Genomic DNA, 23,046 nt, shown 5'->3' on the forward strand with positions numbered 1-23,046 from the left:
CGCCATGGACCCGTCTGCTCTCGATCCCGCCCTGGTCAGCGACCGACTCGACTGGAACCTGCTGCGCACCTTCCTCACCATCGTCCACGAGCGCAGCATCAGCCGTGCGGCGGTGCGGCTGCACATCACGCAGCCGGCCGTGAGCCTTGCGCTGCGGCGCCTGGAAGATCAGCTCGGCCACACGCTTATCGAGCGGCGTGGCTCGCACTTCCGCCTCACGCGCGTTGGCGAGGACGTGCTGCGCATCGCTACCGATGTCTACGGCAATGTTGCGCGGCTTGGCTCAGAACTGGGTGAGCCACAGGACGATGTGAGCGGCGTGCTGCACTTGCTGACGGTCAGCCGCATCCAGTCGGGCGTGTATGACGAATGCCTGGCGGCGTTTCATCGGCATCACCCGCGCGTCGATCTGCAGGTGGAGGTGATGCGCAGCGCCGACATTCTTGATGCATTGGCGCAGAAGCGCGCCGGCATTGGTTTGAGCTTGTGTCGCACGCCGATCGACAAGCTGGAGCGGCAGTTGTTTTTGCGCCAGCGCTACGCGGTGTTTTGCGGACGGCACCACCGGTTGTTCGGGCGCACTGGCTTGTCGATCAGCGATCTGCTCGGCGAGAACTTTGTCTCGTTCATGAGCGACCAGTTGGGCGATGCGCTGTCGCCGCTGGCCGTGTTTCGGGATCAGCAGGGATTCACCGGGCGCATCGTCGCCACGTCGCCGAGCCTGGATGAGATCAAGCGCTTGGTGTTTGCGGGATATGGGGTGGGGTGTCTGCCGGAGCACATCGTGGCGGATGACTTGGCGCAGCAGCGGCTGTGGCGCTTGCCGCCGGAGGAGGGCGTCGCCGATATCGATCTGTACCTGATGTGGCACAAGGAGCGACGCCTGGCACCCGCCGAAGAGGCGTTCTTGGCACATTTCAGGCGGTATATGGCGCGGTATTCGCTGGCTGAGCGGCTGGGGGATGTGGTGAATGCGCCGTTGGCGGCGTTGCGGGCGCCGGCAGGGTAGCGGGTAAACCCAAGTCCGCCATCACATCCTGTTAAACTACCGCCCTTCTTGCAGTTCATGCAGTCCCCGGGGTCCAGTCGCCCCGTCATCTACCCAGGCTCTGTCCACGATTGGCGCACGAACGAATGCGCGGGACACGCCGGTTCAAGTCTCACCGTTTCCATGTCGTTTTCCGAACTCGGCTTGTCAGACAAGCTGGTACGCGCCGTGGCCGAACTCGGCTACACCGAACCTACCCCGATTCAACGCCAGGCCATCCCCGCAGTCCTTAAGGGCGGTGACCTGCTTGCCGGTGCACAGACCGGTACCGGCAAGACCGCCGGTTTCACGCTGCCGCTGCTGCATCGCCTCGCTGCCACGCAGCCGAACAAGGTGCAGACGCCCAACGGCATGCGCTTCCCCGTTCGCGCGCTGGTGCTCACCCCCACGCGTGAACTTGCCGCGCAGGTGGAAGAGAGCGTGCGCGCCTATGGCAAATACCTGCCGCTGAAGTCGATGGTGATGTTCGGCGGCGTTGGCATCAACCCGCAGATCGACGCGCTCAAGCGCGGCGTCGATATCGTCGTGGCCACGCCGGGCCGTCTGCTGGACCACGTGGGCCAGCGCACCATCGACCTGTCGCACATCGAACTGCTGGTGCTGGATGAAGCCGACCGCATGCTCGACATGGGCTTCATCCACGACATCCGCAAGATCCTCAATATCCTGCCGCCCAAGCGTCAGAACCTGCTGTTCTCGGCCACGTTCTCGGATGACATCCGCGAGCTGGCCGACCGCCTGCTCGACAAGCCGGCGCTGATCGAAGTCGCACGCCGCAACACCACGGCCGAGACGGTCGAGCAGCGCATCTATCCGGTGGACCGCGAGCGCAAGCGCGAGCTGCTGGCCAAGCTCGTGCGCGACAACGACTGGCACCAGGTGCTGGTCTTCACGCGCACCAAGCACGGTGCGAACCGCCTGGCCGAACAGCTCACGCGCGATGGCATCTCGTCGCTGGCGATTCACGGCAACAAGAGCCAGTCGGCACGCACGCGCGCGCTGTCGGAGTTCAAGGCCAACACGCTGCGCGTGCTGGTCGCCACCGACATCGCCGCACGCGGCATCGACATCGATCAACTGCCGCACGTCGTCAACTTCGACCTGCCGAACGTGCCGGAAGACTATGTGCACCGGATCGGCCGTACGGGCCGCGCGGGTGCGCAGGGCGAGGCGATCTCGCTGGTTTGCGTGGACGAACACGGCCTGCTGCGCGACATCGAACGCTTGATCAAGCGCGAACTGCCGCGCACCGTACTGGAAGGCTTCGAGCCGGACCCGACGATTGCGCCGGAGCCGATTCCGAATGGGCGCAACTCGGCGGGCCGTGGCGGTAATGCGCGTGGCGGTCGCCCGGGCGGTGGTCGCAGCCAGCAACCGCGCCAAGCTGCGGGCGGCAACGCTGCACCGCGCGAGCCACGTGCTCCGCGTGAGCCCCGCGAACCGCGTCGTGAGTCGAGCGGTAACGGTCAGGCCCAGAGCCAGAATCAAGGCCAAGGCCAGGGTCGCAATGGTGGCGGTAACCGCCAACGCCAGGCGCAAGACCAACGTGACGGTCAGGCTGCACCGAAGCCGCACAATGGGCGTCGCGGCAATGGTGCTGGCAACGGCGCCAGCAACGGCCAATCGCAAGCGCGCGGCCAACGCCAGGGCAATGGCCAAGGACAAGGTAACGGGCAGGGCGGTCAGCGTCGTTCGTCGAACACGCAAGCCGCACAACCGGCGCAGAAGGCTGCACAACCGGCCAAGCAACCGTTCAACGGTTTGTTTGCCAAAGCGGCAGCACTGCTCGGCGGCCGCAAAGCCTGACGTTCATGCACAGTAGCGACGACAGCGGCCAACCAGCATCTTCTGAAGCCCCGTACGACGGCCTGACGCCCGACAGCATCCTCGATGCATTGGCGCAGGTTGGGCTGATGCCGGACGGCCGCATGTTCGCGCTCAACAGCTACGAGAACCGCGTCTACCAGGTCGGCGTGGAAGACAGCGCGCCGGTGGTCGTCAAGTTCTACCGGCCGGGCCGCTGGAACGACGCGCAGATCGTCGAGGAACACGCCTTCACGGCGGAACTCGCCGCTGCGGAAATTCCAGTGATCGCACCGCTGGAAATCGACGGCCGCACGCTGCACGCGTTCGAGCGCTGGCACTTTGCGGTCTTCCCGCGCTGCGCCGGCCGCGTCCCCGCGATTGATCGCGACGACACGCTCGAATGGATGGGCCGTTTCCTCGGACGCATCCATGCCGTGGGTGCGCAACGCCCGTTCATGGCGCGGCCCGCGCTCGACATCGACACCTTCGGCGTGCAATCGCGCGACTGGCTGCTCGAACACGATTTCATCCCGCCGGATTTGTTGCCCGCCTGGCGCAGCGTGGCCGACGCAGCGCTGGATGGCGTGCGTCGCTGCTACGACCGCGCGGGCGATGTGGCATTGCTGCGCCTACACGGCGATTGCCATGCGTCGAACGTTCTCTGGATCGAAGAGGCCGACGCCAAGCAAGGCGACCCGCTGCGCAGTGCCGGCCCGCACTTCGTTGACTTTGACGACAGCCGCACCGGTCCCGCTGTGCAGGACTTGTGGATGTTGCTCTCGGGCGATCGACCGTCGATGCAATCGCAGCTCGCCAGCCTGCTGGCCGGCTACGAAGACTTCTGCGAATTCGACACGCGTGAGTTGTATCTGGTGGAAGCGCTGCGCACGCTGCGCCTGCTGCACTACAGCGCGTGGTTGGCGCGTCGCTGGAATGATCCGGCGTTTCCGGCCGCGTTTCCGTGGTTCAACACGCAACGCTATTGGCAGGATCGGGTATTGGAATTGCGCGAGCAGATCGCGCTGTTGGACGAACCGCCGCTCTGGTAAAACCGAGCGGCGGTTTTTCTTTGGGCAAATGCGAACGCTTTAGGCGAACTTGCCAGCTTGGAAGTCTCGCACGGCCTGGAAGATTTCTTCCTGCGTGTTCATCACGAACGGGCCGTATTGCGCGATCGACTCGTTCAGCGGCTTGCCTGCCACCACTAGCACACGTGCTTCAGCATCACCTGCGCGGATGACCACGCCGTCGCTGCCTTCCGTATTGGCGAGGATGGCCATCTGCTTGTCATCCACGCGTTGCAGGCCGGCATTGCCCGGTGCATCGACATCGCCCACCAGCGCGCTGCCACGGAACACGTAGACGAACGCGTTGTGCCCCACCGGCAGCGGCTGTGCAAACGACGCACCCGCCGGCAGCGTGATGTCCAGATACAGCGGCTGTGTCGCTTCACGCGTCATCGCGCCTTGCACGCCTTGCGACTCGCCAGCGATCACGCGCACCGCCACGCCATCTTCCGTCGTGAACTCGGGAATCTCGTTCGACGGGATGTCGCGGTACCACGGGGTCGTCATCTTGTCGCGTGCGGGCAGGTTCAGCCAGAGCTGGAAGCCTTCCATCACGCCGTCTTCCTGTTCGGGCATCTCCGAATGCACGACGCCGCTGCCGGCGGTCATCCACTGCACGCCGCCGTGTTGCAGCAGGCCTTCGTGGCCAGCGCTGTCGCGGTGGCGCATGCGGCCCGCGATCATGTACGTCACCGTTTCAAAGCCCCGGTGCGGGTGATCGGGAAAGCCGGCCAGGTAGTCGTTCGGATCATCGCTGCGGAACGCGTCGAGCATCAGGAACGGATCGAGCCGGCGTTGCAGGTTGTTCGTCAGCACGCGCGTGAGCTTCACGCCCGCCCCGTCCGAGGTGGGCCGGCCGGTGACGATGCGTTCCACGCGGCGAGCATGTTGCACACGAGGTTGCACGAGGGTTTCCATGTGCTTCTCCTGAAATTGGGGATTTGTCATACCCACAATGTAGGGTGGTTGCCCCTTTGGCACTAGTCGGTTATCGTGGGAAAAAATGTTGCTCCCGGCGGGACAATTACAACCATAGACCGGCGAGCACGACCACAAGAGGAGGAAACCACGTGGATTTGAATCAATTGTCGCTGTTCGTGCGCGTTGTCGAGGCGGGCAGCTTTACCGCGGCTGCCGCGCGCCTGGATCTGCCCAAATCGTCTGTCAGCCGGGGCATTGCCGCGCTGGAACAGGATTTGAACGTACGCCTGTTACAGCGCACCACGCGCACGCTGCATCTGACCGACGCTGGTCAGAGCCTGTATCAGGTGGCTTCGCATGCACTGGAAGACATTGAGCGCGCAACAACCTGCGCGGGTGAGCTGCAGGACACCCCGCGCGGCAAAGTGCGGCTCACCTCTTCCGAAGATGTGGGGCGCCTGCTGGTCGCGCCGGTGGCCGCGCGTTTCATGCAGCAATACCAGGACATTGACCTGGATGTCGTGCTCTCGCCGCGCAATGTCGATCTGGTGCAGGAGGGCTTCGATCTTGCCGTGCGTGTTGGCCGGCTGGCCGACAGTTCACTCGTGGCGCGGCCGCTGGGTGTATTGCGCATCGGGCTGTTCGCCTCGCCGGAATACTTGCAGCGGCGCGGTGTGCCCGAGACGGTGCAGGAACTGGCCGACCACTGCTGTCTCGACTTCCGCGGCACTGGCCGTGGCGAGACGCAATGGCGCCTGGTCGGCCCCGACGGCCTGAAGACCGTGGCCGTGCGTGCGCGCCTGAATGCCGACAGCCTGATCTACCTGGAAACGCTCATCGCCTCCGGCACCGGCATCGGTCCGCTGCCCTTGTATGCAAGCGGTATTGCCCGTGCGAACGCGCCACTGCCGCGCCTCGTGCGCGTGCTGCCCGACTACGCCACCAGCGGTGAGCCGATCAATCTCGTGACGCCATCTGCGCGTTTTGTACCCAAGCGGGTGCGTCTGCTGATCGACATGCTGACAGAGTCGATCCGGCAGGAACTGGAAAACGCTGATCCCATCTGAGGCATCGCCACCGGGCATGGTGGTCCGTTAAATGTTGTGACGAATGATCCGGGCACGCATGTGGCGCGGCATCATCCGCTCCACGTTTGCCGGACAACTACGTCGACCTCCTCGACGTCACCCCCGTGAAGCGTTGCAGCGCGTCCCCCCGGTGTGCTGCAGCGTGTCCGGCATACGCGACCCTTGGGTGTTTCTGATCCCGTCACGTTGTGAGAAACACCGCCGCCCGGACCTCGTTTGTCCGGGTTTTTTTTTATTCGCGATGCCGATGTTCTCGGTCAGCCAATGTCCGTGGGCGCTTGGAAGAGTCTTCACAAATTAGGACTCTTCTCATGGTTCGTGGCACACCTTGCCAACAAAATTGCATGGAAATAACACATGCAACGGATCGCACGAGAGTGCAGCCGATTGGGCTGCTGTACGAGCCCACGCCATCCCGGCACGCATGTGCGCATTTTTCATGGAACCGAACATGCGAATCGCCTTGCTTGAAGACGATCCCTTCCAGAGCGAAGTCATCGTCCAGATCCTGTCCCAGTCCGGCCACGATGTGGTCACCTATACCGATGGCGCAACGCTGCTGCGCATGCTGGGGCGCTCCTCGTACGACATGCTGATCCTCGACTGGCACACACCGGGCATGCTCGGCATCGATGTGCTGAGCGTGGTGCGCAGCCGCCACAAGGATGTCCTGCCGATCCTGTTCGTGACGGCCGAAGAGAGCGAGAAGGGCCTGGTGCGCGCACTCACGCAGGGTGCTGATGACTACATCACCAAGCCGTTCCGCATTCCTGAGCTGCGCGCGCGCGTTGATGCGCTGCTGCGTCGTGCTTATCCGATTCCGTACGGTCGTCTGCCGTTTGACGTGGGCCCGTTCCACTTCAATCCGCAGCGCCAGCAGGTCACGCTGCACGGCGAGCCCGTCACGCTGACGGGTATCGAGTTCCAGCTCGCGCTGCTGCTGTTCTCGAACGTGGGCCGCACGCTTTCGCGTGACCATATCTTCGGGCAGGTGTGGGGCCGCAACTCGTCGGAGTACACACGTACGATCGACAGCCATGTCTCGCGCATCCGCATGAAACTGAACATCGAACCGGTGAACGAGGTGCGCCTGGTAGCCGTGTACAAGCACGGCTATCGACTGGACCACCTGAGGCCTGCGGATGAGGCAAGCTCACTGGTGGGCGACGAGGCTGTGCCGTACGAAGTCTGACGGGCTCAGTTGAGCACGGCTTCAGCCAGCGCATTGGTTGGCACGTATGGCGCAGGATGACCCGGTTGCAGGGTGATCCACGCGCCGTGCGTCTGTGCGGTGGGCAATGAGGCGGCTGCGCTGTGCGCACCCGCCAGCGTCAGGCCCAGCACGCCTTCTCCGCGCGTGCTGAGTCTGTGTTCCAGGTCTGCGGCTGCCGGCAGGGCGCTGCCCGGCAGCGGGCTGACCAGCACCACGGACGCACCGCCCACCGGCAACACGACCGTGGCGATTCCGATACCGGACAACGCCACTGGCGCCGGTTCCTGCGTCAATCCGAGCAGTGCGCGATAGCGCGCCACGCTCGCTTCGATATCCCGTACCACCACTGTTACCGATGCGATACCTCGCACGCCATTGGCGTGCGCGCGCACGTCGCCTTCGCGCACGCGCAGGTGGCGCGGCGTGATGTCGCCGCACAGAAAGGGCAGATCGGAGGTGGCCGGGCGGCCAAGTTCCCAACGCAGTTGTTCGCCATCGGGGCGCAGGCGGCCGCCGGGTAGCGGGCCTTCATAGTCGAGCCCACGTGCGCGCGCTGCGCTGACCAATGCCCCCACGTTGTGCGGCAGCAGGGCAAAGTCGACATAGCCGGCGCCATGCTGCTCGCCGAGCGTCCACCAGCGGCGCTCGGGTGCGGGCTGGAGGAAGGCAATCAGCTCCAGATAGCTGCCATCGGCAAAACCCACCAGGGCGTTGTGTGTGACGCCGTCGGCATGGGTGCCGCCACGCTGTACGGTAAAGCCGAGTGCAGCGTAGTCGGCAATGACGCGCTCGAGATCGTTCACGCGGATGACGATGTGGTCCAGGGTCAGGCTCATGGCGGTTCCGTTTGGGTGGGGGATTGCGGCAGCGTCAGGCGGCTTCACCGCCAAGGTAGGCATGGCGGATGCGCGGGTCGTGCAGCAATTCGCGCGCCGGGCCCGACAGCACGATGCGGCCGTTCTGCAGTACGTAGCCATGGTGGGCGATGCGCAGGGCGAGGCTGGCATTCTGTTCGACCATGAAGACCGACACGCCCGTCGCGTTCACTTGGGCGATGAGGTCCAGTACGTGGTCGACATAGCGTGGGGAGAGGCCCATGGTCGGCTCATCCATGCAGATCAGGCGCGGGCGGCCCATCAGCGCGCGGGCCATGGCCACCATCTGCTGTTCACCGCCCGAGAGCGTGCCGGCCAGCGCGTGCAGGCGCTCTTTCACGCGTGGGAACAAGGCGAGCATGCGTTCGTAGTCTTCTGCAATGGCGGCGCGCTCGCGGTGCGGGTTGCGCGTGAAGGCGCCCATCAGCAGGTTCTCGCGCACTGTCATGGCGCCGAACAACCGCCGCGCTTCGGGCACCGACGCCACGCCCAGGCGGATGATCTGCGGCGTCGACAGCTTTAGGGTGGAGGCGCCATCGATCTGCACATCGCCGGAGGTCGGCTTGTGCAGCCCGAGGATCAGTTTCATCGACGTCGACTTGCCGCTGGCATTGCCGCCCAGCAGGCTGACGATCTGGCCGTGCTGCACGTCCAGGTTCACGTCAAAGTGCACTTGCGCCGGACCATAGTGCGTGTTGATGTGGCTCAGGCGCAGCAGCGGAGCGGAAGGGGCGAGCGTGGTCATGTGGGGTTCATGCAGCCAGGGCGTCGGGCGCTTCGCCCACGGCGCGGTGGCCAAGATAGGCTTCGACGACAGCGGGATCGTTGCGTACGGCATCGGGCTCGCCCTCGGCGATCTTGCGGCCGTCATCCATGGCGATCACGCGGTCAGACAGCCGCATCACCAGTTCCAGCTTGTGCTCGATCAGGAGAATGGTCTGGCCGCGCGCCTTGAGCGTGGCGATGATCTGCTGCATCTCGGCGGTTTCGCTCTCGTTCATGCCGGCGGTGGGCTCATCGAGCAGCAACAGGCGAGGGCGGGCGGCGAGCGCGCGGGCGATCTCCACGCGGCGGCGGTTCGCATACGACAGCGTGTAGGTGGGCTGATGCAGGCGGGGCAGCAGGCGCTCGCCAAAGAGCGCGAGGATGTCGAGCGCTTGGGCGTGCAGTGCGGCTTCTTCGTCGCGTACGCGCGCCGGGCGCCACAGCGCAAGCGCCAGTTCGGCAAGCGGGCCGATCACGGGCCACGCAGGCCGCACCGCGCGCAGCTGGGCGTGCGCGCCAATCAGCACGTTGTCGAGCACGCTCAGGTTGCCGAACACCCGGCCGTGTTGGAACGTGCGTGCCAGGCCGGCGGCAGCAAGCTGCTCGGCACGCCTGCCGGTTGTGTCGATGCCATCCACGCGCACCGTGCCGGCATCCGGTGTGTCGATGCCGGTGATGAGGTTGAACAGCGTGGTCTTGCCCGCACCGTTCGGGCCGATCAGGCTGACGACTTCGCCGTCGGCCACGTCCAGGCTGATGCCGTCAACGGCCGTCAGCCCGCCGAAGCGACGCGTGACGCCACGCAGTTCAAGCCGGGACGGCATCGCTGGCCTGCGTTTGCGCGGTGCCCGTGCGCGTGTGTTGCAGCGTGGCGCGAATACTTTGCGGATGCTTGAGCAGGTTCAGGATCGGGCAGGTGCGCTCGACTGCCTCGAACAGCGTATCGAGCTGCTCGCGCGATGCCGGTGACGCGATGTGCACCGTGTAGCCGATGTCGTGCGGATAGACGGGAACGTGCTCAAAGCCGGGGTGGCCGGCGCGGGCATCGATCTGCCCTGTCACCTCCACCTCCAGCGAATCGATCGGCACCTGATGCTGCGCGGCCTGGATCAGGAAGATATGCGTGACGCAGGACCCGAGCACGCCCAACTGCTGCTCCGGAGAACTGGCCCCGAGGTTGTAGCCGGCAAAGTCGGGCGGGCTGTCGCTGATGATCTGGTGCTCGCGGATGCGCACGCGGCGCACGCCGCTGCGCCCCTCGGCACTCACGCTGGCGGCCAGCCGCACCGGCTCGAAGGTACCGGCGGCGATGCGTGCATCACGGGCCAGGACGGCCGCGCGTTTTTCGATCAGGTAGTCGTTGAGTGTGCTCATGGGGCCCTCTTGGGAGTCATGCGTTGGACTGCTCAGACCGTTCCCAGCAGCCCTTGCGGGCGGAAGCGGACCAGCAGCAGAAGCGTGAGGCCGACGATCAGGACGCGGTACTCGGCCGTCACGCGAAACAGTTCAGGCAGGCCGACCAGTGCCACCGCGCCGATCACCGCCCCCGCCACGTTGCCCAGGCCACCGAGGATCACCATGGTCAGCGCCAAGATGGAGATCGGTGAGCCGAAGGTCTCGTGGTTGATGTAGCTGTATTGATGCGCCGTCAACGCGCCGGCAATGCCCGCCGCAAAGCCGCCCACACCGAACGCCAGCGCCTTGTAGCGCGCCGGTGAAATGCCATAGGCGCGGGCCGCGACGTCGTCATCACGGATGGCGCGCAGGCTGCGGCCCAGGTGCGTGCCGAGCAGGCGGCGCTGCAGCAGCGCCAGCGCAACCACCGCGCCCAGGCCCATCCAGTAGAACGCCGCCGCGGAATCGAGTGCCAGGCTGCCCACCGCCAGCGGCGGAATGCCCGCCACCCCGATCGGCCCGCGCGTCACGCTTTCCCAGTTGAGGATGACCAGCGCAATGATCTCGCCGATGCCGAGCGTGGCAATCGACACGTAGTGCCCACGCAGGCGAAACGCCGGCAGCACCAGCAGCGTGCCCAGCCCGGCGGTGACGATGCCCGCCAGCAGCACGGCCAGCAGCACCGGCACATGGGCATCGATCGCCAGCAACGCCGATGCATAGGCGCCGATTGCCAGCAGACCAGCGTGCCCGAGCGAGATCTGCCCCGCTGTACCGGCCACCAGCGAGAGCGATAGCGCGAGCAGCGCATAGAGCCAGGCATTGGTCAGCACTTGCACGACGTACGGCGAGATGCCGGTCAGCGGAATCAACGCCAGCACCGCGACTGCCACGGGCCACACCCAGCGCGGCACGTGGATCGGCCGGCTTGGTGCGATGAAGGTGCCGGTCAACGGTTCGGGTGGCAATGCCGGCTTGCGTGCGAACAAGCCATTGGGCCGCCACGCCAGCACGCCTAGCAGCAACAGGAAGGCGAACAGGTTGCGGTAGGGCGTGCCGAACAGCGCCACGCCGTAGCTTTCCGTCAGGCCCAGCAGCAGGCTGCCGGCAATCGCACCGGGTACGTTGCCCACGCCGCCGATCACCACCGCCACCACGCCCTTGAGCGTGGCCTGAAAGCTCATCGCTGGGCTGATGTTGTTGTAGTACATGCCGACCAGCAGGCCGCTCAGGCCGCCCAGCGCCGAGGCAATCGCAAACACCGCCTGGTTGACGGCATGGGTGCTTACGCCCATCTGGCGCGCGGCGTCGCGGTCTTGTGCGGTGGCGCGTACCGCCCAGCCCAGGCGCGTGTAGCGCAGGAAGACGAACAGCACGGCAGCACTGGCCAGGCCCAGCCCCGCGATCAGCACATCCAGCGCGCCGATGCTGCCGCCGCCCAGCGTCAGGCGCCAATCGGGCAGCGGGCTTGGCAGCGCTCGCGGGTCGGGCCCGGCGAGCAACTGCACGGCCTGGTCGATCACATAGCTCAAACCGATGGTGGCCAGCAGCGGCGCAATGCGCGGCGCGTTTGCCAGCGGACGCAACCCCACGCGCTCGATGCCCATGCCCAGCAGCGCTGAACCGACAATCACCAGCAGAATCGTCGCCCACAGCGGCGCGTGCAGATGCGTGATGGCAAACCAGCCCAGGAACGCACCTACGGTATAGACCGAGCCATGCGCAAAGTTGATCAGGTGCGAGACGCCGAAGATCAACGCCAGCCCCACCGCCAGCAACGCATAGATGTTGCCGACGACGAGCCCGTTGACCGTGTAATCCAGCCACGCTCCATGCCACAGCGATTCCATCGTCAAACCACCCGTCGTGCTATTGCGATGCCACCGTCGACTTGCGCTCAAGCAGCGCCCACTTGCCGTCCTTGACCACCACGTTGACGCTGCGCACGCCCAGTACGCGGCGCGTGTTCGGATCGAACGTGGCGCGGCCAAAGACCACGCTAGGCACGTCGCGCAGCTTGGGCAGCGCGTCGCGGATGGCGCGGCGGTCGGTGCCGCCGGCCTTCAGTGCTTCGGCGGCCAGGATGACGGCGTCGTAGGCGAAGGCGTTGAAGGCATCGGGGTCGCGCTGGTACTTGGTGCGGAACTGTTTGACGAAGGCCTGCACCACCGGGCGCGGCTCGTCGGGGAAGAACGTGGTGTTGGTTGCCACGCCATTGACGGCCGCCGCCCCAAGCTCCAGGAACTTGGGCGAGTACACCGAGCTGGCGGCCACGATCGGCAACTGGATGCCGGTGGCGCGCAACTGGCCGGCAATGAGGGCGCCGTCTGCGTAATACGAGATCAGGACGATGCCGTCAGGCTTGGCATCCCGCACGCGCACGAGCGTGGAGCGGAAATCCTTCTCGTCAGGCTGATAGCCCTCGGCGGCCACCACCTGCGCGCCGCGTTGTTTGACTGCTGCCGCGAACACGTCCTTGCTGGTGCGGCCCCAATCGGTGTTCAGGTACAGCACGGCTACGCGCTTGAAGCCTTCGGTCTTGACGGCCAGATCGGCCAGCAGCGGCTGCGCATCGGCCTGGCTGACCGATGGGCTCCAGATGAAATCACCGCCCTTGGTGAAATCCGGGTGCGAGTTGGTGAAGCCCAACTGCACCAGCCCCGCGCGCTGATAGATCGGCGAAGCGGCCATGGAGGCGGGGCTGGAGAAATCCCCCAGCTCGATGAGAATGCGGCGGTCGGCCACGAACTTTTGCGCAATGGCGACTGCCTGGCGTGGGTCGCTCTGGCTGTCTTCAAACACGTATTGCAGCGGGCGCCCGTGGATGCCGCCGGCAGCGTTGATCTGCTCCAGCGCCAGGTCGAAGCCGGCCTTCCACTGCGCGCCGTACTGCGCGTTCTGCCCGGTCAGCGGGCCCGAGACGCCAAAGTACAGCGGCTCGCCGGAGGCGGGCGCCGCCAGGGCGTGCCCACCGGCAGCGGCAGCCACCACCCACACTGCACCGCTCCACCAACGGCGCCATCCACGCAGTACAGCCATCGTTTGCTCCATCGCTCAGGAAAGACAGGGAAGCAATCACTATGGGCTGGCCGTGCGTGTGCGCCAACGAACGGTTTGGAGCATGCATATTCGCGCGGGCAAGCATGCGCGCCATGCGTGTGCGAATCGGCGATGCTATGCTCGGCGTCCCTTCCTCCCAGCCGAGCTTTCTGTGTCACTGGTCAATCTGAATGCGTTTGCGCAAGCGCTTCCCAAGGCATGGTCGTCTCGCGTGCTGGAGCGTTTTGGTGGCGGCAACTTCAAGGTGCTGCGCATGGATGGCACGCCGTATCCCGACGAGGTGCACGACTATGCCGAGGGCCTGCTGGTGATTGACGGTGAGCTGCGCCTGCGCATCCACGGCGAGGCGGTGACGGTCTCGCGCGGGGAAGTCTATGTCGTGCCGGCTGGTGTGCCGCACAGCGTGGACGCTGGCAGCGCCGGCACGCTGGTTATTCTGGACGTGTAAGCGGCAATTTGCGGACTACGCGCGTGCTTCGGCCAGCTGCTTGATGCGCTTGAGCATCATGCGGCGGATCAGCCCGCTCGGGATGCGGATCAGCAGCCAGTAGGGCGTGAAGCGGCGGCGCGAGGCGTCGTCCGGGCAATGCACACAGGTGCGGGTGGTGAGCTGCGTACCGCCTGCGCCGTCGGGCTGGGTCACGAACGTCATCACCAGCTTGAGCACGCCGGCTGCGGAAAACGTGCGGAATTCGCTTGCCTGCACATCAACGAGCCCACCGTCGGGCTCCCAGAACTTGCCGACCAGACCCAGCGCGAGTTCACGATCATCATCCCGGCCGAGCTTGATGAAGTCATGCAACCCGAACCCTGCGTCGACGCGGCGCTCGCTATGCTTGCCCGCCAGCGCGGCCAGGCGCGCGGGTACGGCGCGCAGATGAAGAAACAGCTTTGCCAGCGGAAAGTCGCTGATATCCAATCGAGACACCATGTCGAGCACACGCCCGGGAGCGGCATCGATGCGGATCTGATGCTGCTCGCTGAACTGGTGTTCAGGTAACAGGCTTCGCAGCAACGGCATGTCGATGGATGAGGTCAGGTTCATGCTTGCGTCTCTTCACTTGCGGGTGTGGCGGCGTGGGCGACATTGCGCGCGGGCGGCTCGGCCAGGCTGCGTTTCATGAGCCATGCCACGCCGGGAATGCGCAGGCCGGTGGTGAACACCAGGTCGCGCGCCCAGCCGCCGTATTGCGCCTGAAAGCACGGCGTGAGCGCACGGCTGAGGGTTTGATAGGCCTGTACGGTGCGCAACCGCCGCGCGTGATAGGCGAGGGCGCCGTCGACGGGGCCGTGTTCCTGCACGGCGGAAGCTAGCGCCAGCGCATCTTGCGCGGCCAGCGTGGTCCCCAGGCCGAGCTGCGGGCTCATCGCGTGGGCTGCGTCGCCGATGACGCAATAGGGCGGCTTGGCCAGTGCGCGTGGCCACGTGTGGCGATACACGGCAAAGGGCAGGTCATCGTGCGAGCGGATCTGTTCGACCACGGGTGCGGCTTGCGGCCACAGGCTCAGTACATGGGCTTTCCACTGGGCGATGTCGCCTTGGCGCCATGTATCGACGCTATCGCTGGGCAGGCTCCAGAACATCGACAGGCGCGTGCGGGTGCCGTCGATGTCGGTGGGCAGCAGGCCCATCATTTCGCGCGTGCCGCGAAAGCGCTGGTGCAGCACGCGGGCATCCCAGTTGTCGACCCAGGCCTGGAACCACAACGTGCCCCAGCGGTAGGTGCTCGACGGGCCTGCCAAGCCCGCAGGCTCGCGCAATGCGGAGGCCGCGCCGTCGGCGATCACGAAGAGGTCGAAGGTCGATTCACCTTGTGCGTGGGTTACGCGTGCCTGTGTGCCATCCCGGTGCAGTTGTTGGATGCCGCAATCGAAATGGAAAGCGGCACCGGCACGCAGGGCTGCGTCGTACAGCATGGAAGAGAGCGAGTGGCGCGTGACTGCACGGCCGGGTGCATCGGTGTAGTCGATGTCGAGCAGGCGCCAGCCACGGTGGCTCAGACCGATCAGGCGGTCGATCGGCGCGCCGATGCCTTCCAGCTCACGGCCCACGCCGAGCGCTTCCAGCGCACGAATGCCCTGCGGCTGGATCAGCAGGCCCGCGCCCATGGCGGTCAGTTGCGGATGCTTTTCATAGACGTGGACATCATGCCCCTGGCGGGCAAATGCGATGGCGGCAGCCAGGCCGGCGTTGCCGGCGCCTGCAATGCCGATGGACAGCGGGCGAGGTACGGTCATGAATGCGAGGCGGATCGTTTGTTCAAGATGATAACGATACGGCACGCAGGTTAAGCCTGTTCGCGCCAGTCCTGCCAGATAATGCGCACACCTCTATCGGCTCCACTGGACGTGCCATGCAGATCAAATGGCTGGAAGATTTCAAGGAACTGGCGAAAACGCGCAGCTTCAGCCGCGCTGCCGAGAACCGCAACGTTACGCACCCCGCGTTCGGGCGGCGCATCAAGGCGCTGGAGGAATGGGTGGGCACCGCACTGGTGGAGCGCAGCGAGCACCCTGTCACGCTCACGCCCGCCGGGCGGTTGTTTCTGGATGCGGCAGCCAATGCGGTCGATGGCTTGAACGATGCACGCCTGCTGCTGCGTGAGGCGCAATTGCCCGTGGCGCTGAAGATCGGCACCGGGCGCACGCTCGCACGCACCTTCGTCCCCGGCTGGTATGAAACGCTGGCGCGCCAGCGCGGCGTGTTTCCGCTGACGGTGACGACCGGCGGCACGCAGGAGGGTGTGCTGGCGCTGGCCGATGGCACGGTCGATTTGCTGATCGCCTATGCCAGCCCGCAGGCCGATGCGCTGCTCGACCCGCGCAAGTACGACAACTGCCTGCTCGGCAGCGAGACGCTGGTGCCCGTGAGTGCTCCCGATAAGCGTGGCCGTGCGCGCTTCACGCTGCCGGGCACGACCACCGCACCGCTGCCGTGGCTGGCCTTCGCACGTGGGCTGACGCTGCGGCAGATGCTCGACAGTCATCTGGCGGCGGCAGACCGCAAGGCGCATCTGCAGCCCGTGTTCCAGGCGGATTTCTACGAGGCAGTGGAGGAGATGGCGCTGCGCGGATTCGGCATGGCATGGCTACCGTATCGCCTGGCCAAGCCGCACCTGAACGCCGGCGCACTGCGCCCCGCCGGCGACGATGCCTGGCACATCCACGTCGACATCCGCATGATGCGCGTGCGCAGCAACCAGAGCGTGCTGCTCGACGAGGTGTGGCAATTGGCGGTCGCCAACGCGCAGACCTCCTCTGGCTGAGGCCGCCGCAAAAAGCCCAACCTTGTGCCGAAACGGCACAAGGGCCCCAGGCGTGCCGCCTAGACTCCCCCGCAACCTTCACCTGCCGAGGCTGTTCAACCAGCCAACAGGCGGATCGGCACAGACCACGGGGAGACAACCTTGCCAGCCCACACCCTCAACGCGAGCGGCGCACCCGCGCACGCGGCCACTGACACACACCGACACCCCGCGCCTTGGCGCGCCGTGCTGGCCGCCAGCGTCGGCAATGCGCTCGAATACTACGATCTGCTGATCTACGGCTACTTCGCCATCACCATCGGCAAGCTGTTCTTCCCGACGGGCGATGCGTGGAGCTCGCTGATGCTCTCGGTCGGCACGTTTGGCGTGTCGTTCATCATGCGGCCGCTGGGCTCGATGGTGCTCGGCAGCTATGCCGACCGCGTCGGCCGAAAGGCGGCGCTCACGTGGTCGATCCTCCTGATGATGCTGGGCACCGCGATGATCGCGTTTGCGCCCACGTATGCGTCGATCGGGCTGTGGTCACCCGCTATCGTGATCGTGGCGCGGCTGCTGCAGGGCTTCTCCGCTGGCGGCGAGTTTGGCTCTGCCACCGCTTTCATGATCGAGCACGCCAACGGCAAGCGCATGGGCTACAACGCGAGCTGGCAGGCGGCCACGCAAGGCCTCGCCACGTTGCTGGCAGCAGGCCTGAGCGCGTGGCTTACGTATGCGTTGACCACCGCGCAGGTGGAATCGTGGGGCTGGCGCGTGGCCTTCCTGTTCGGCCTGCTGATCGGCCCCATCGGCGTCTACATCCGCCGCCATACGCCCGAGACGCCGGAGTTTGTTGCCATGCAGGCCGAAGCGCCCGCCGCGCTGCAAGAACGCTCGCCGCTGCGCGACACCCTCACGCAGGGTCTTCCTGGTTTGCTGCTGGGGGCCGGCGTGGTGGTGGCCGTCACCGCGTTCAACTACGTGCAGAAGGTCTACATGCCGACCTATGCCATCAATCAACTGCACATCGCGACCAGCGCATCGCTGGTCTGCACGATGATCACCGGCGCGATGCTGATGGTGATGGCGCCCGCGTTCGGCTTGCTGGCGGATCGCTTTGGCAGCATCCGCGTGGTATCGATTGCGATGGTGGTGATTGCGCTGTCGACGTATCCGATGTTCGCCACGCTGGTTGCGCAGCCGACGTTCTGGACCCTGCTGGTCATGCAGGCGATTGTGGGTGTGTTGCTGGCGGCCATCCTGGCGCCGCTGCCCGCGCTGCTGGCCGACATCTTCCCGACGCGCAACCGTGGCACGGGCCTGGCCTTGAGCTATAACTTGTCGGTGACGATCTTCGGCGGGTTTTCGCCGCTTATCGTCACGTGGCTGATTGGTGTCACGCATATCAAGACGTCGCCGAGCTTCTACGTGTTTGCGACGACACTCGTTAGCTTGGCCTCGCTGTGGATGCTGCGCGGCCGTGCGCGGGCACACTGAACCCGAACAGACTTTTCGTTTCGTCTCTACGCAAGGATTTCGCATGATGACCCTGGAGGCGCTGCGCGCCACGCTGCCGGTGTACCCGATCGAGCTGCAGAAGCCGGACATTCGCCGCTGGAAGACCGGCACGCACGGCGTGGACTACGTGCACACGTTCGACAGCGGTGTGCTCGGCCCGCACGTCATGATCAACGCACTCACGCACGGCAATGAGCTGTGCGGCGCGATTGCGGTGGATGCGCTGCTGGCTGCCGGCGTGCGTCCGGCACGCGGGCAACTCACGCTGTCGTTTGCCAATGTGGAGGCGTACGAGCGCTTCGACATCAACGATCCCGACGCCACGCGCTTCATCGATGAAGACCTGAACCGCGTCTGGTCGGCCGACAAGCTCGATGGCCCCGGCAACACGCTGGAACTGCGCCGCGCACGCGAGCTGCGTCCCGTGATCGACACGGTGGACTACCTGCTCGACATCCACTCAATGCACGAGAAGGCCGAGCCGCTGATGCTGACGGGCCCGCTGGAGAAGGGCGTCGCCTTCGGTCGTCAGGTGGGTGCGCCGTCGCACCTGATGATCGATGCAGGCCACGCCGCTGGCCGCCGCCTGCGCGACTACGCCGGCTTTGGCGATGCCGACAGCCCGAAGAACGCATTGCTCATCGAATGCGGCCAGCACTTCGAGCGCGTGAGCCGCGATGTGGCGCTGGATGCGTGCGCGCGGTTTCTGGTGGCGCTGGGCACGGTCGACGCATCGGTCGTGTCGCAATGGCTTGGGATTGCACCTGCGCTGGAGGTGCGATGCATCCGCGTGACGGACCCGGTGGTCGCCAAGTCCACCGCCTTCCGGTTTGCGGACGACTATCGCGGCATGGAGACCATCGCCCGCGCCGGTACGGTCATCGCCACCGATGGGGCGTTGCAGTTCGTCACGCCCTACGACAACTGCGTGCTGCTGCAGCCATCATTGCGGCACCTGGCGCCGGGTGTGACCGTGGTTCGGCTAGGGCGCCCGGAGGGCGCCGCCTGAATTGACTCAGTTGCCACTGCGTGCCAGCGATCGGAAGACCAGGCTGCCTGAGCCGAGCGCGATGAGCGCCAGCGTCACGGCAAAGGCGGTGGCACCGGTCGCTAGGCCAAACGCATCGATTGCATAGCCGGTCATCACGGGCAACAACCCCGCAGGCAGATAGCCGCCGAGGTTCATGACGGCATTGGCCTCAGCCCTGCGCGTGTCCGGCACGTGCAGGCTGATGAGCGTCAATCCGCCAAGTTGGCCGAGACCTTGCCCCGCCCCCGCCAGCAGCGCAGCGATTACCAAGAGGGGCGCCGATGACGCATGCACCGCTGCGCACAGCGCGCCCATCGACAGCGTGGTCGCAGCCGTGCCTGCCAGGAACACTGTCCGCACCGAATAATGCCGCACGGCAAACTGGACGCCGGTTGCGGTCAGAAACATCGCGCACGCCATGCCGCCGGCCACCAGCGGGCTGCGCACCTCAAGCAGGCGTGCAAGCAGGGATGGCCCCAGCGCCAGCACAAACGACGTCGCGGTAATACCGGGGCCGAAGACACCGATGCCGCTGGCGACATGACGGCGATTCTGCGCGGGCACCGACGGCAGATGTAGCGCTGCAGGTTCACTGCCATGCGGCATGGCTGGCCGGGCCAACGGCAACCGCCACACGATCACAAAGACGCTGAGTAGAACCACGGCTTCGAAGCCGAACACGGTCATGACCGGATGCATGAGCACTTGTCCGGCGCCGCCGGCCAGCAGCGGCCCGAGGCCAGCGCCGAGCACCATTGCCACCGAAGCCAGCAGCGCGGCATCACGCTTGCGTGCGCTGCCGCCCAGGTCTGCCACCGATGCCATCCCCGCCGACACGATGACGCCCACCGCAATGCCGGTCAGCAACCGGGCCACCGCAAGCATGGCGGTGGACGAGGCGCAGGCAAACAACCCGCACGCGACTAACGCGGCTGCAATGCCCGGTAGCAGCACCGGCTTGCGTCCGTAGCGGTCGGACAACTGGCCGGCCACCAGCAGCGTGCCCAGCAGACCGGCGATGTACAGCGCAAAGATGACGGTCAGGGTGCCGGACGAAAAGCCCAGCGCACGCTGCCAGACCACATAGAGCGGCGTTGGCGAGTTGGACAGCATGAAGACGGCGGTGACCATCCCGGCGGCACGCCACATGTCGGTGGTGATGCGGGCGGGTGTGCCGCAGGAAGAAACGGCAATGGAGGGGGACGACACGATACGGGTCCTTGTACGAATTTTCTCGAACTATATATTAGTTCGAGAAAATTCGTACAAGTGATACAGTGGCCCACATGAAACGCACCTCTTTGCCCAAGGCAGCCGCTGAGTTGGCTGACCTTCCCGAGCCGCTGCCGGAACCGGCCGTGGCGGATTTGCAGTTGGACGCCATCTTTGGCGCGCTGGCAGACCCATTGCGCCTGACCATCGTGCGCAAGCTGATGTTGGAATCCGAGGCGTACGACCACCCGTGCGGCTGGTTCGGCTTCGACCGGCCGAAGTCGTCGCTGACCCACCATTTCAAGGCACTGCGGGAAGCCGGCGTGCTGCGCCAGCGGCAGTACGGGCTAGAGCGACGCAGCCGCGTGCGTACCGAGGATCTTGACGCGAGGTTTCCCGGCCTGCTGCAACTGGTGCTTGCGTGGGAGCCGTCCGACGCATAGGTGGACTGCTGCAGTGGGGTGCTTGGGGCGGGGCCGCTAGCGTGCCGTCATGGCCTGCAACGTGCCGAGCAGCACCTGCCGGCAGTTGCGCACCATCTTCTCTTCCGGGTCCCGATACCCGGTCAGCAACCAGGCCGCGCCCACGTTGGTCATGGCGCCCACGAGCGCCAGGCCGAGGATGCGGTGATCGGCGCGCAGGTCGGCATCGTCGGCGCCGGGCGGCTGCGCATTCGCCATGATCTGTTTGCCGAACTCCAGCAGGTTGCGCTGGTAGGTCGCGTCCGTTTCCGGGCTCACGCCCATCACTTCCAGCAGCAGCACGCGCGCTGCACACGGGTCACGCAAGAAGGTGAAGAACGCGTGCAGGCCGGCGTCGACGCGCGCTTCCAGCGTGCCATCCACGGCGGCTGTGGCTTGTGACACCTGCGCGCGCAGGTCTTCGGCATGTTGCTGGTAGGTCGCCCGCAGCAGCGCTTCGGTGCTGTCGAACGCTGCGTAGAAGTAGCGATCGTTCAGCTTCGCCTCCTGGCAGATTGCCCGCACCGTCGCTTTGCGGAAGCCCACCGTGCCGAAGACGCACGTACCGGCGCGGATCAGCGCTTCACGGCGCTCTGCTGCGCGTGCTTCTGGCGCCACTCCACCGTACGGGCGGCCCTTCTTGGCCGTTTCAAATGTTTTCTCCATTTCGCTATTTGACGTCAGGACGCGGGAAAATTAAAGTGGTGACAACGTACACCAAATTTAAGGCGGGTTTGCCAAGCCCGTCGCCAAGCCGCCGGACGGCCAAAAACAAGGAGCGCACATGGAGACGACGATCGAAAGGGCCGCCACCGCCCAACCGCCCCGAAGCCGTGCCACGGCATCGGACACGGAGTTCGACGTGTTGATCGTCGGTGCGGGCCTGTCTGGCGTGGGCGCGGCTTACCACCTGCGCGAGCGATGCCCGTCGGCCCGGTTCGCCATCCTGGAGGGCCGCGCGACGATGGGCGGCACGTGGGATCTGTTCCGCTACCCCGGCATCCGCTCGGATTCCGACATGTTCACGCTCGGTTACAGCTTCCGCCCGTGGCATAGCGACAAGGCCATCTCCGATGGCCAGACCATCCTCGATTACATCCAGGACACGGCGCGCGTATTCGGCATCGACAAGACGATCCGGTACCAGCACAAGGTCACGGGTGCCAGTTGGGATTCGGCCGCTGCGCATTGGACGGTGCGCGTGCAACGCACCAACGGCGATCGGCAGGAAGAGCTGCACTACACATGCAAGTTCCTCTACATGTGCAGCGGCTACTACGACTACGAAGAGGGCCACGCACCCACCTGGGCGCAGATGGAGCAGTTCCAGGGGCGCATCGTCCATCCGCAGCATTGGCCGGAGGACCTGGACTACGCCGGCAAGCGCGTGGTGGTGATCGGCAGCGGCGCAACCGCGGTCACGCTGGTGCCGGCAATGGCCGAGACCGCGCAGCACGTGACCATGTTGCAACGCTCGCCTACCTACATCGTGTCGCGCCCCGAGCAGGACGCCGTGGCCAACACGCTGCGCCGCTGGTTGCCGGCGGGGCTTGCGCACCGGCTCGTGCGTACCAAGAACGTGCTGCTGACGATGTACTTCTACGGCCTTGCGCGCCGCAAGCCCAAGGCGGTCAAGGACTTCATCATCCGCATGGCTGGCAAGCAGATTGGGCCAGATTTCGATGTGCGCCAGCACCTCACACCGCGCTACAACCCGTGGGACCAGCGCCTGTGCCTGGTGCCCGATGGCGATCTGTTCAAGACGATCCGCTCGGGCCGTGCTTCCATCGCCACCGACGAGATCGAACATTTCACGCCGACCGGCCTGCAGCTCAAGGGAGGGGAGCATCTTGACGCCGACGTGGTTGTCACCGCCACCGGTCTCAAGCTCAAGGTGCTGGGCGGCGCGGCCGTGACTGTCGACGGGCGCCCCGTCGACCTGTCGCAGACGGTGTCGTACAAGGGCATGATGTACAGCGGCATTCCGAACCTTGCGTCGTCGTTCGGCTATACGAATGCCTCGTGGACGCTCAAGGCCGAACTGATTGCGCAGTATGTGTGCCGGCTGCTCAACCACATGCAGGCCAACGGTTACGATGTCTGCGTGCCCCGGCTCGACGATGAGGCGATGGACCGCGAGCCCGCTGTCGACCTGACGTCGGGCTACATCCAGCGCGCGGCGGGCATCCTGCCCAAGCAGGGCACCAAGCAGCCGTGGAAGTCGTATCAGAACTACGCACGCGACCTGATGATGCTCAAGTTCGGGGCGCTTGCTGATCATGCGATGCAGTTCGAGCGCCGCGGCCAGCCGGTCAGCGCCCGGCAAACCGCCTAAACCACTCCGG

At 65.5% G+C, this 23,046-nt stretch carries 22 protein-coding genes; 11 read left to right on the top strand and 11 right to left on the bottom strand.

Features of this window, described 5'->3' with window-relative positions; translation table 11 throughout:
* Positions 1 to 4: 4 nt before the first annotated feature.
* The 3 genes from F7R11_RS05355 to F7R11_RS05365 all read left to right on the top strand — a co-directional run bounded on the left by F7R11_RS05355 (position 5) and on the right by F7R11_RS05365 (position 3,903).
* Positions 5 to 1,009, top strand: a complete 1,005-nt coding sequence (locus F7R11_RS05355; RefSeq protein ID WP_021196574.1) for a LysR family transcriptional regulator — start codon at positions 5 to 7, stop codon at positions 1,007 to 1,009.
* 162 nt (positions 1,010 to 1,171) lie between these two features.
* Complete coding sequence (locus tag F7R11_RS05360) at positions 1,172 to 2,854, top strand: DEAD/DEAH box helicase (protein ID WP_064801742.1); 1,683 nt, start codon at positions 1,172 to 1,174, stop codon at positions 2,852 to 2,854.
* 5 nt (positions 2,855 to 2,859) lie between these two features.
* The gene (locus F7R11_RS05365) at positions 2,860 to 3,903 is read left to right on the top strand and encodes a serine/threonine protein kinase (RefSeq protein WP_064801743.1); all 1,044 of its coding nucleotides are present in this window, start codon (positions 2,860 to 2,862) and stop codon (positions 3,901 to 3,903) included.
* Between the two features lie 39 nt (positions 3,904 to 3,942).
* On the opposite strand, the gene F7R11_RS05370 is transcribed toward F7R11_RS05365, so the two are convergent.
* Positions 3,943 to 4,839 carry a pirin family protein gene (locus F7R11_RS05370; protein ID WP_021196577.1) on the bottom strand — a complete coding sequence of 299 codons (897 nt, stop codon included), beginning with the start codon at positions 4,837 to 4,839 and terminating at the stop codon, positions 3,943 to 3,945.
* A 152-nt stretch (positions 4,840 to 4,991) separates the two neighbouring features.
* Between F7R11_RS05370 and F7R11_RS05375 the strand changes: the two genes are divergently transcribed.
* Both F7R11_RS05375 and F7R11_RS05380 read left to right on the top strand, forming a co-directional pair.
* On the top strand, positions 4,992 to 5,909 hold the full coding sequence (locus F7R11_RS05375) for a LysR family transcriptional regulator (RefSeq protein WP_021196578.1): 918 nt from the start codon (positions 4,992 to 4,994) through the stop codon (positions 5,907 to 5,909).
* Between the two features lie 472 nt (positions 5,910 to 6,381).
* Positions 6,382 to 7,122, top strand: coding sequence for a response regulator transcription factor (locus tag F7R11_RS05380; protein ID WP_031329870.1), 741 nt, complete (start codon positions 6,382 to 6,384; stop codon positions 7,120 to 7,122).
* 5 nt (positions 7,123 to 7,127) lie between these two features.
* Here the strand turns inward: F7R11_RS05380 and F7R11_RS05385 are convergent, their stop codons facing one another.
* The 6 genes from F7R11_RS05385 to F7R11_RS05410 are packed head-to-tail and all read right to left on the bottom strand — an operon-like array spanning position 7,128 to position 13,217.
* Entirely contained in the window at positions 7,128 to 7,979 is an 852-nt protein-coding gene (locus F7R11_RS05385) for a VOC family protein (protein WP_064801744.1), read from the bottom strand.
* Between the two features lie 34 nt (positions 7,980 to 8,013).
* Positions 8,014 to 8,763 carry an ABC transporter ATP-binding protein gene (locus tag F7R11_RS05390; RefSeq protein ID WP_048934067.1) on the bottom strand — a complete coding sequence of 250 codons (750 nt, stop codon included), beginning with the start codon at positions 8,761 to 8,763 and terminating at the stop codon, positions 8,014 to 8,016.
* A gap of 7 nt (positions 8,764 to 8,770) precedes the next feature.
* Positions 8,771 to 9,607 (bottom strand): ABC transporter ATP-binding protein, encoded by an 837-nt coding sequence (locus F7R11_RS05395; RefSeq protein WP_064801745.1) that lies wholly within the window; start codon positions 9,605 to 9,607, stop codon positions 8,771 to 8,773.
* Entirely contained in the window at positions 9,591 to 10,157 is a 567-nt protein-coding gene (locus F7R11_RS05400; RefSeq protein ID WP_064801746.1) for an OsmC family protein, read from the bottom strand. The genes F7R11_RS05395 and F7R11_RS05400 overlap by 17 nt, the downstream gene beginning before the upstream one ends.
* A gap of 32 nt (positions 10,158 to 10,189) precedes the next feature.
* Positions 10,190 to 12,028 carry an ABC transporter permease gene (locus F7R11_RS05405; protein ID WP_064801747.1) on the bottom strand — a complete coding sequence of 613 codons (1,839 nt, stop codon included), beginning with the start codon at positions 12,026 to 12,028 and terminating at the stop codon, positions 10,190 to 10,192.
* Positions 12,029 to 12,047: 19 nt separating this feature from the next.
* Entirely contained in the window at positions 12,048 to 13,217 is a 1,170-nt protein-coding gene (locus F7R11_RS05410; protein WP_390624356.1) for an ABC transporter substrate-binding protein, read from the bottom strand.
* A 172-nt stretch (positions 13,218 to 13,389) separates the two neighbouring features.
* Between F7R11_RS05410 and F7R11_RS05415 the strand changes: the two genes are divergently transcribed.
* Positions 13,390 to 13,686, top strand: a complete 297-nt coding sequence (locus tag F7R11_RS05415; protein WP_048934072.1) for a cupin domain-containing protein — start codon at positions 13,390 to 13,392, stop codon at positions 13,684 to 13,686.
* Positions 13,687 to 13,701: 15 nt separating this feature from the next.
* Here the strand turns inward: F7R11_RS05415 and F7R11_RS05420 are convergent, their stop codons facing one another.
* Both F7R11_RS05420 and F7R11_RS05425 read right to left on the bottom strand, forming a co-directional pair.
* Positions 13,702 to 14,259, bottom strand: a complete 558-nt coding sequence (locus tag F7R11_RS05420; RefSeq protein ID WP_064806162.1) for a hypothetical protein — start codon at positions 14,257 to 14,259, stop codon at positions 13,702 to 13,704.
* A 20-nt stretch (positions 14,260 to 14,279) separates the two neighbouring features.
* On the bottom strand, positions 14,280 to 15,476 hold the full coding sequence (locus tag F7R11_RS05425; protein ID WP_064801749.1) for an FAD-dependent oxidoreductase: 1,197 nt from the start codon (positions 15,474 to 15,476) through the stop codon (positions 14,280 to 14,282).
* A 116-nt stretch (positions 15,477 to 15,592) separates the two neighbouring features.
* On the opposite strand from F7R11_RS05425, the gene F7R11_RS05430 reads away from it, so the two are divergent.
* From F7R11_RS05430 to F7R11_RS05440, 3 genes are all read left to right on the top strand, one after another.
* Positions 15,593 to 16,504, top strand: coding sequence for a LysR family transcriptional regulator (locus F7R11_RS05430; RefSeq protein WP_064801751.1), 912 nt, complete (start codon positions 15,593 to 15,595; stop codon positions 16,502 to 16,504).
* A gap of 141 nt (positions 16,505 to 16,645) precedes the next feature.
* Positions 16,646 to 17,977 (top strand): MFS transporter, encoded by a 1,332-nt coding sequence (locus F7R11_RS05435; protein ID WP_064801754.1) that lies wholly within the window; start codon positions 16,646 to 16,648, stop codon positions 17,975 to 17,977.
* A gap of 43 nt (positions 17,978 to 18,020) precedes the next feature.
* Positions 18,021 to 19,007: a M14 family metallopeptidase gene (locus F7R11_RS05440; RefSeq protein WP_064801756.1), complete on the top strand. Its 987-nt coding sequence runs from the start codon at positions 18,021 to 18,023 to the stop codon at positions 19,005 to 19,007.
* A gap of 6 nt (positions 19,008 to 19,013) precedes the next feature.
* Here the strand turns inward: F7R11_RS05440 and F7R11_RS05445 are convergent, their stop codons facing one another.
* Positions 19,014 to 20,177 carry an MFS transporter gene (locus F7R11_RS05445; RefSeq protein WP_064801758.1) on the bottom strand — a complete coding sequence of 388 codons (1,164 nt, stop codon included), beginning with the start codon at positions 20,175 to 20,177 and terminating at the stop codon, positions 19,014 to 19,016.
* 137 nt (positions 20,178 to 20,314) lie between these two features.
* Here F7R11_RS05445 and F7R11_RS05450 point away from each other — a divergent pair, with 137 nt between their 5' ends.
* Positions 20,315 to 20,683 (top strand): ArsR/SmtB family transcription factor, encoded by a 369-nt coding sequence (locus tag F7R11_RS05450; RefSeq protein WP_064801760.1) that lies wholly within the window; start codon positions 20,315 to 20,317, stop codon positions 20,681 to 20,683.
* Positions 20,684 to 20,719: 36 nt separating this feature from the next.
* On the opposite strand, the gene F7R11_RS05455 is transcribed toward F7R11_RS05450, so the two are convergent.
* Positions 20,720 to 21,367, bottom strand: coding sequence for a TetR/AcrR family transcriptional regulator (locus F7R11_RS05455; RefSeq protein WP_064801762.1), 648 nt, complete (start codon positions 21,365 to 21,367; stop codon positions 20,720 to 20,722).
* Between the two features lie 118 nt (positions 21,368 to 21,485).
* Between F7R11_RS05455 and F7R11_RS05460 the strand changes: the two genes are divergently transcribed.
* Positions 21,486 to 23,036 carry a flavin-containing monooxygenase gene (locus F7R11_RS05460; RefSeq protein ID WP_064801764.1) on the top strand — a complete coding sequence of 517 codons (1,551 nt, stop codon included), beginning with the start codon at positions 21,486 to 21,488 and terminating at the stop codon, positions 23,034 to 23,036.
* Positions 23,037 to 23,046: the final 10 nt, after the last annotated feature.

The organism is Ralstonia insidiosa, from assembly GCF_008801405.1.
GTDB lineage: Bacteria > Pseudomonadota > Gammaproteobacteria > Burkholderiales > Burkholderiaceae > Ralstonia > Ralstonia insidiosa.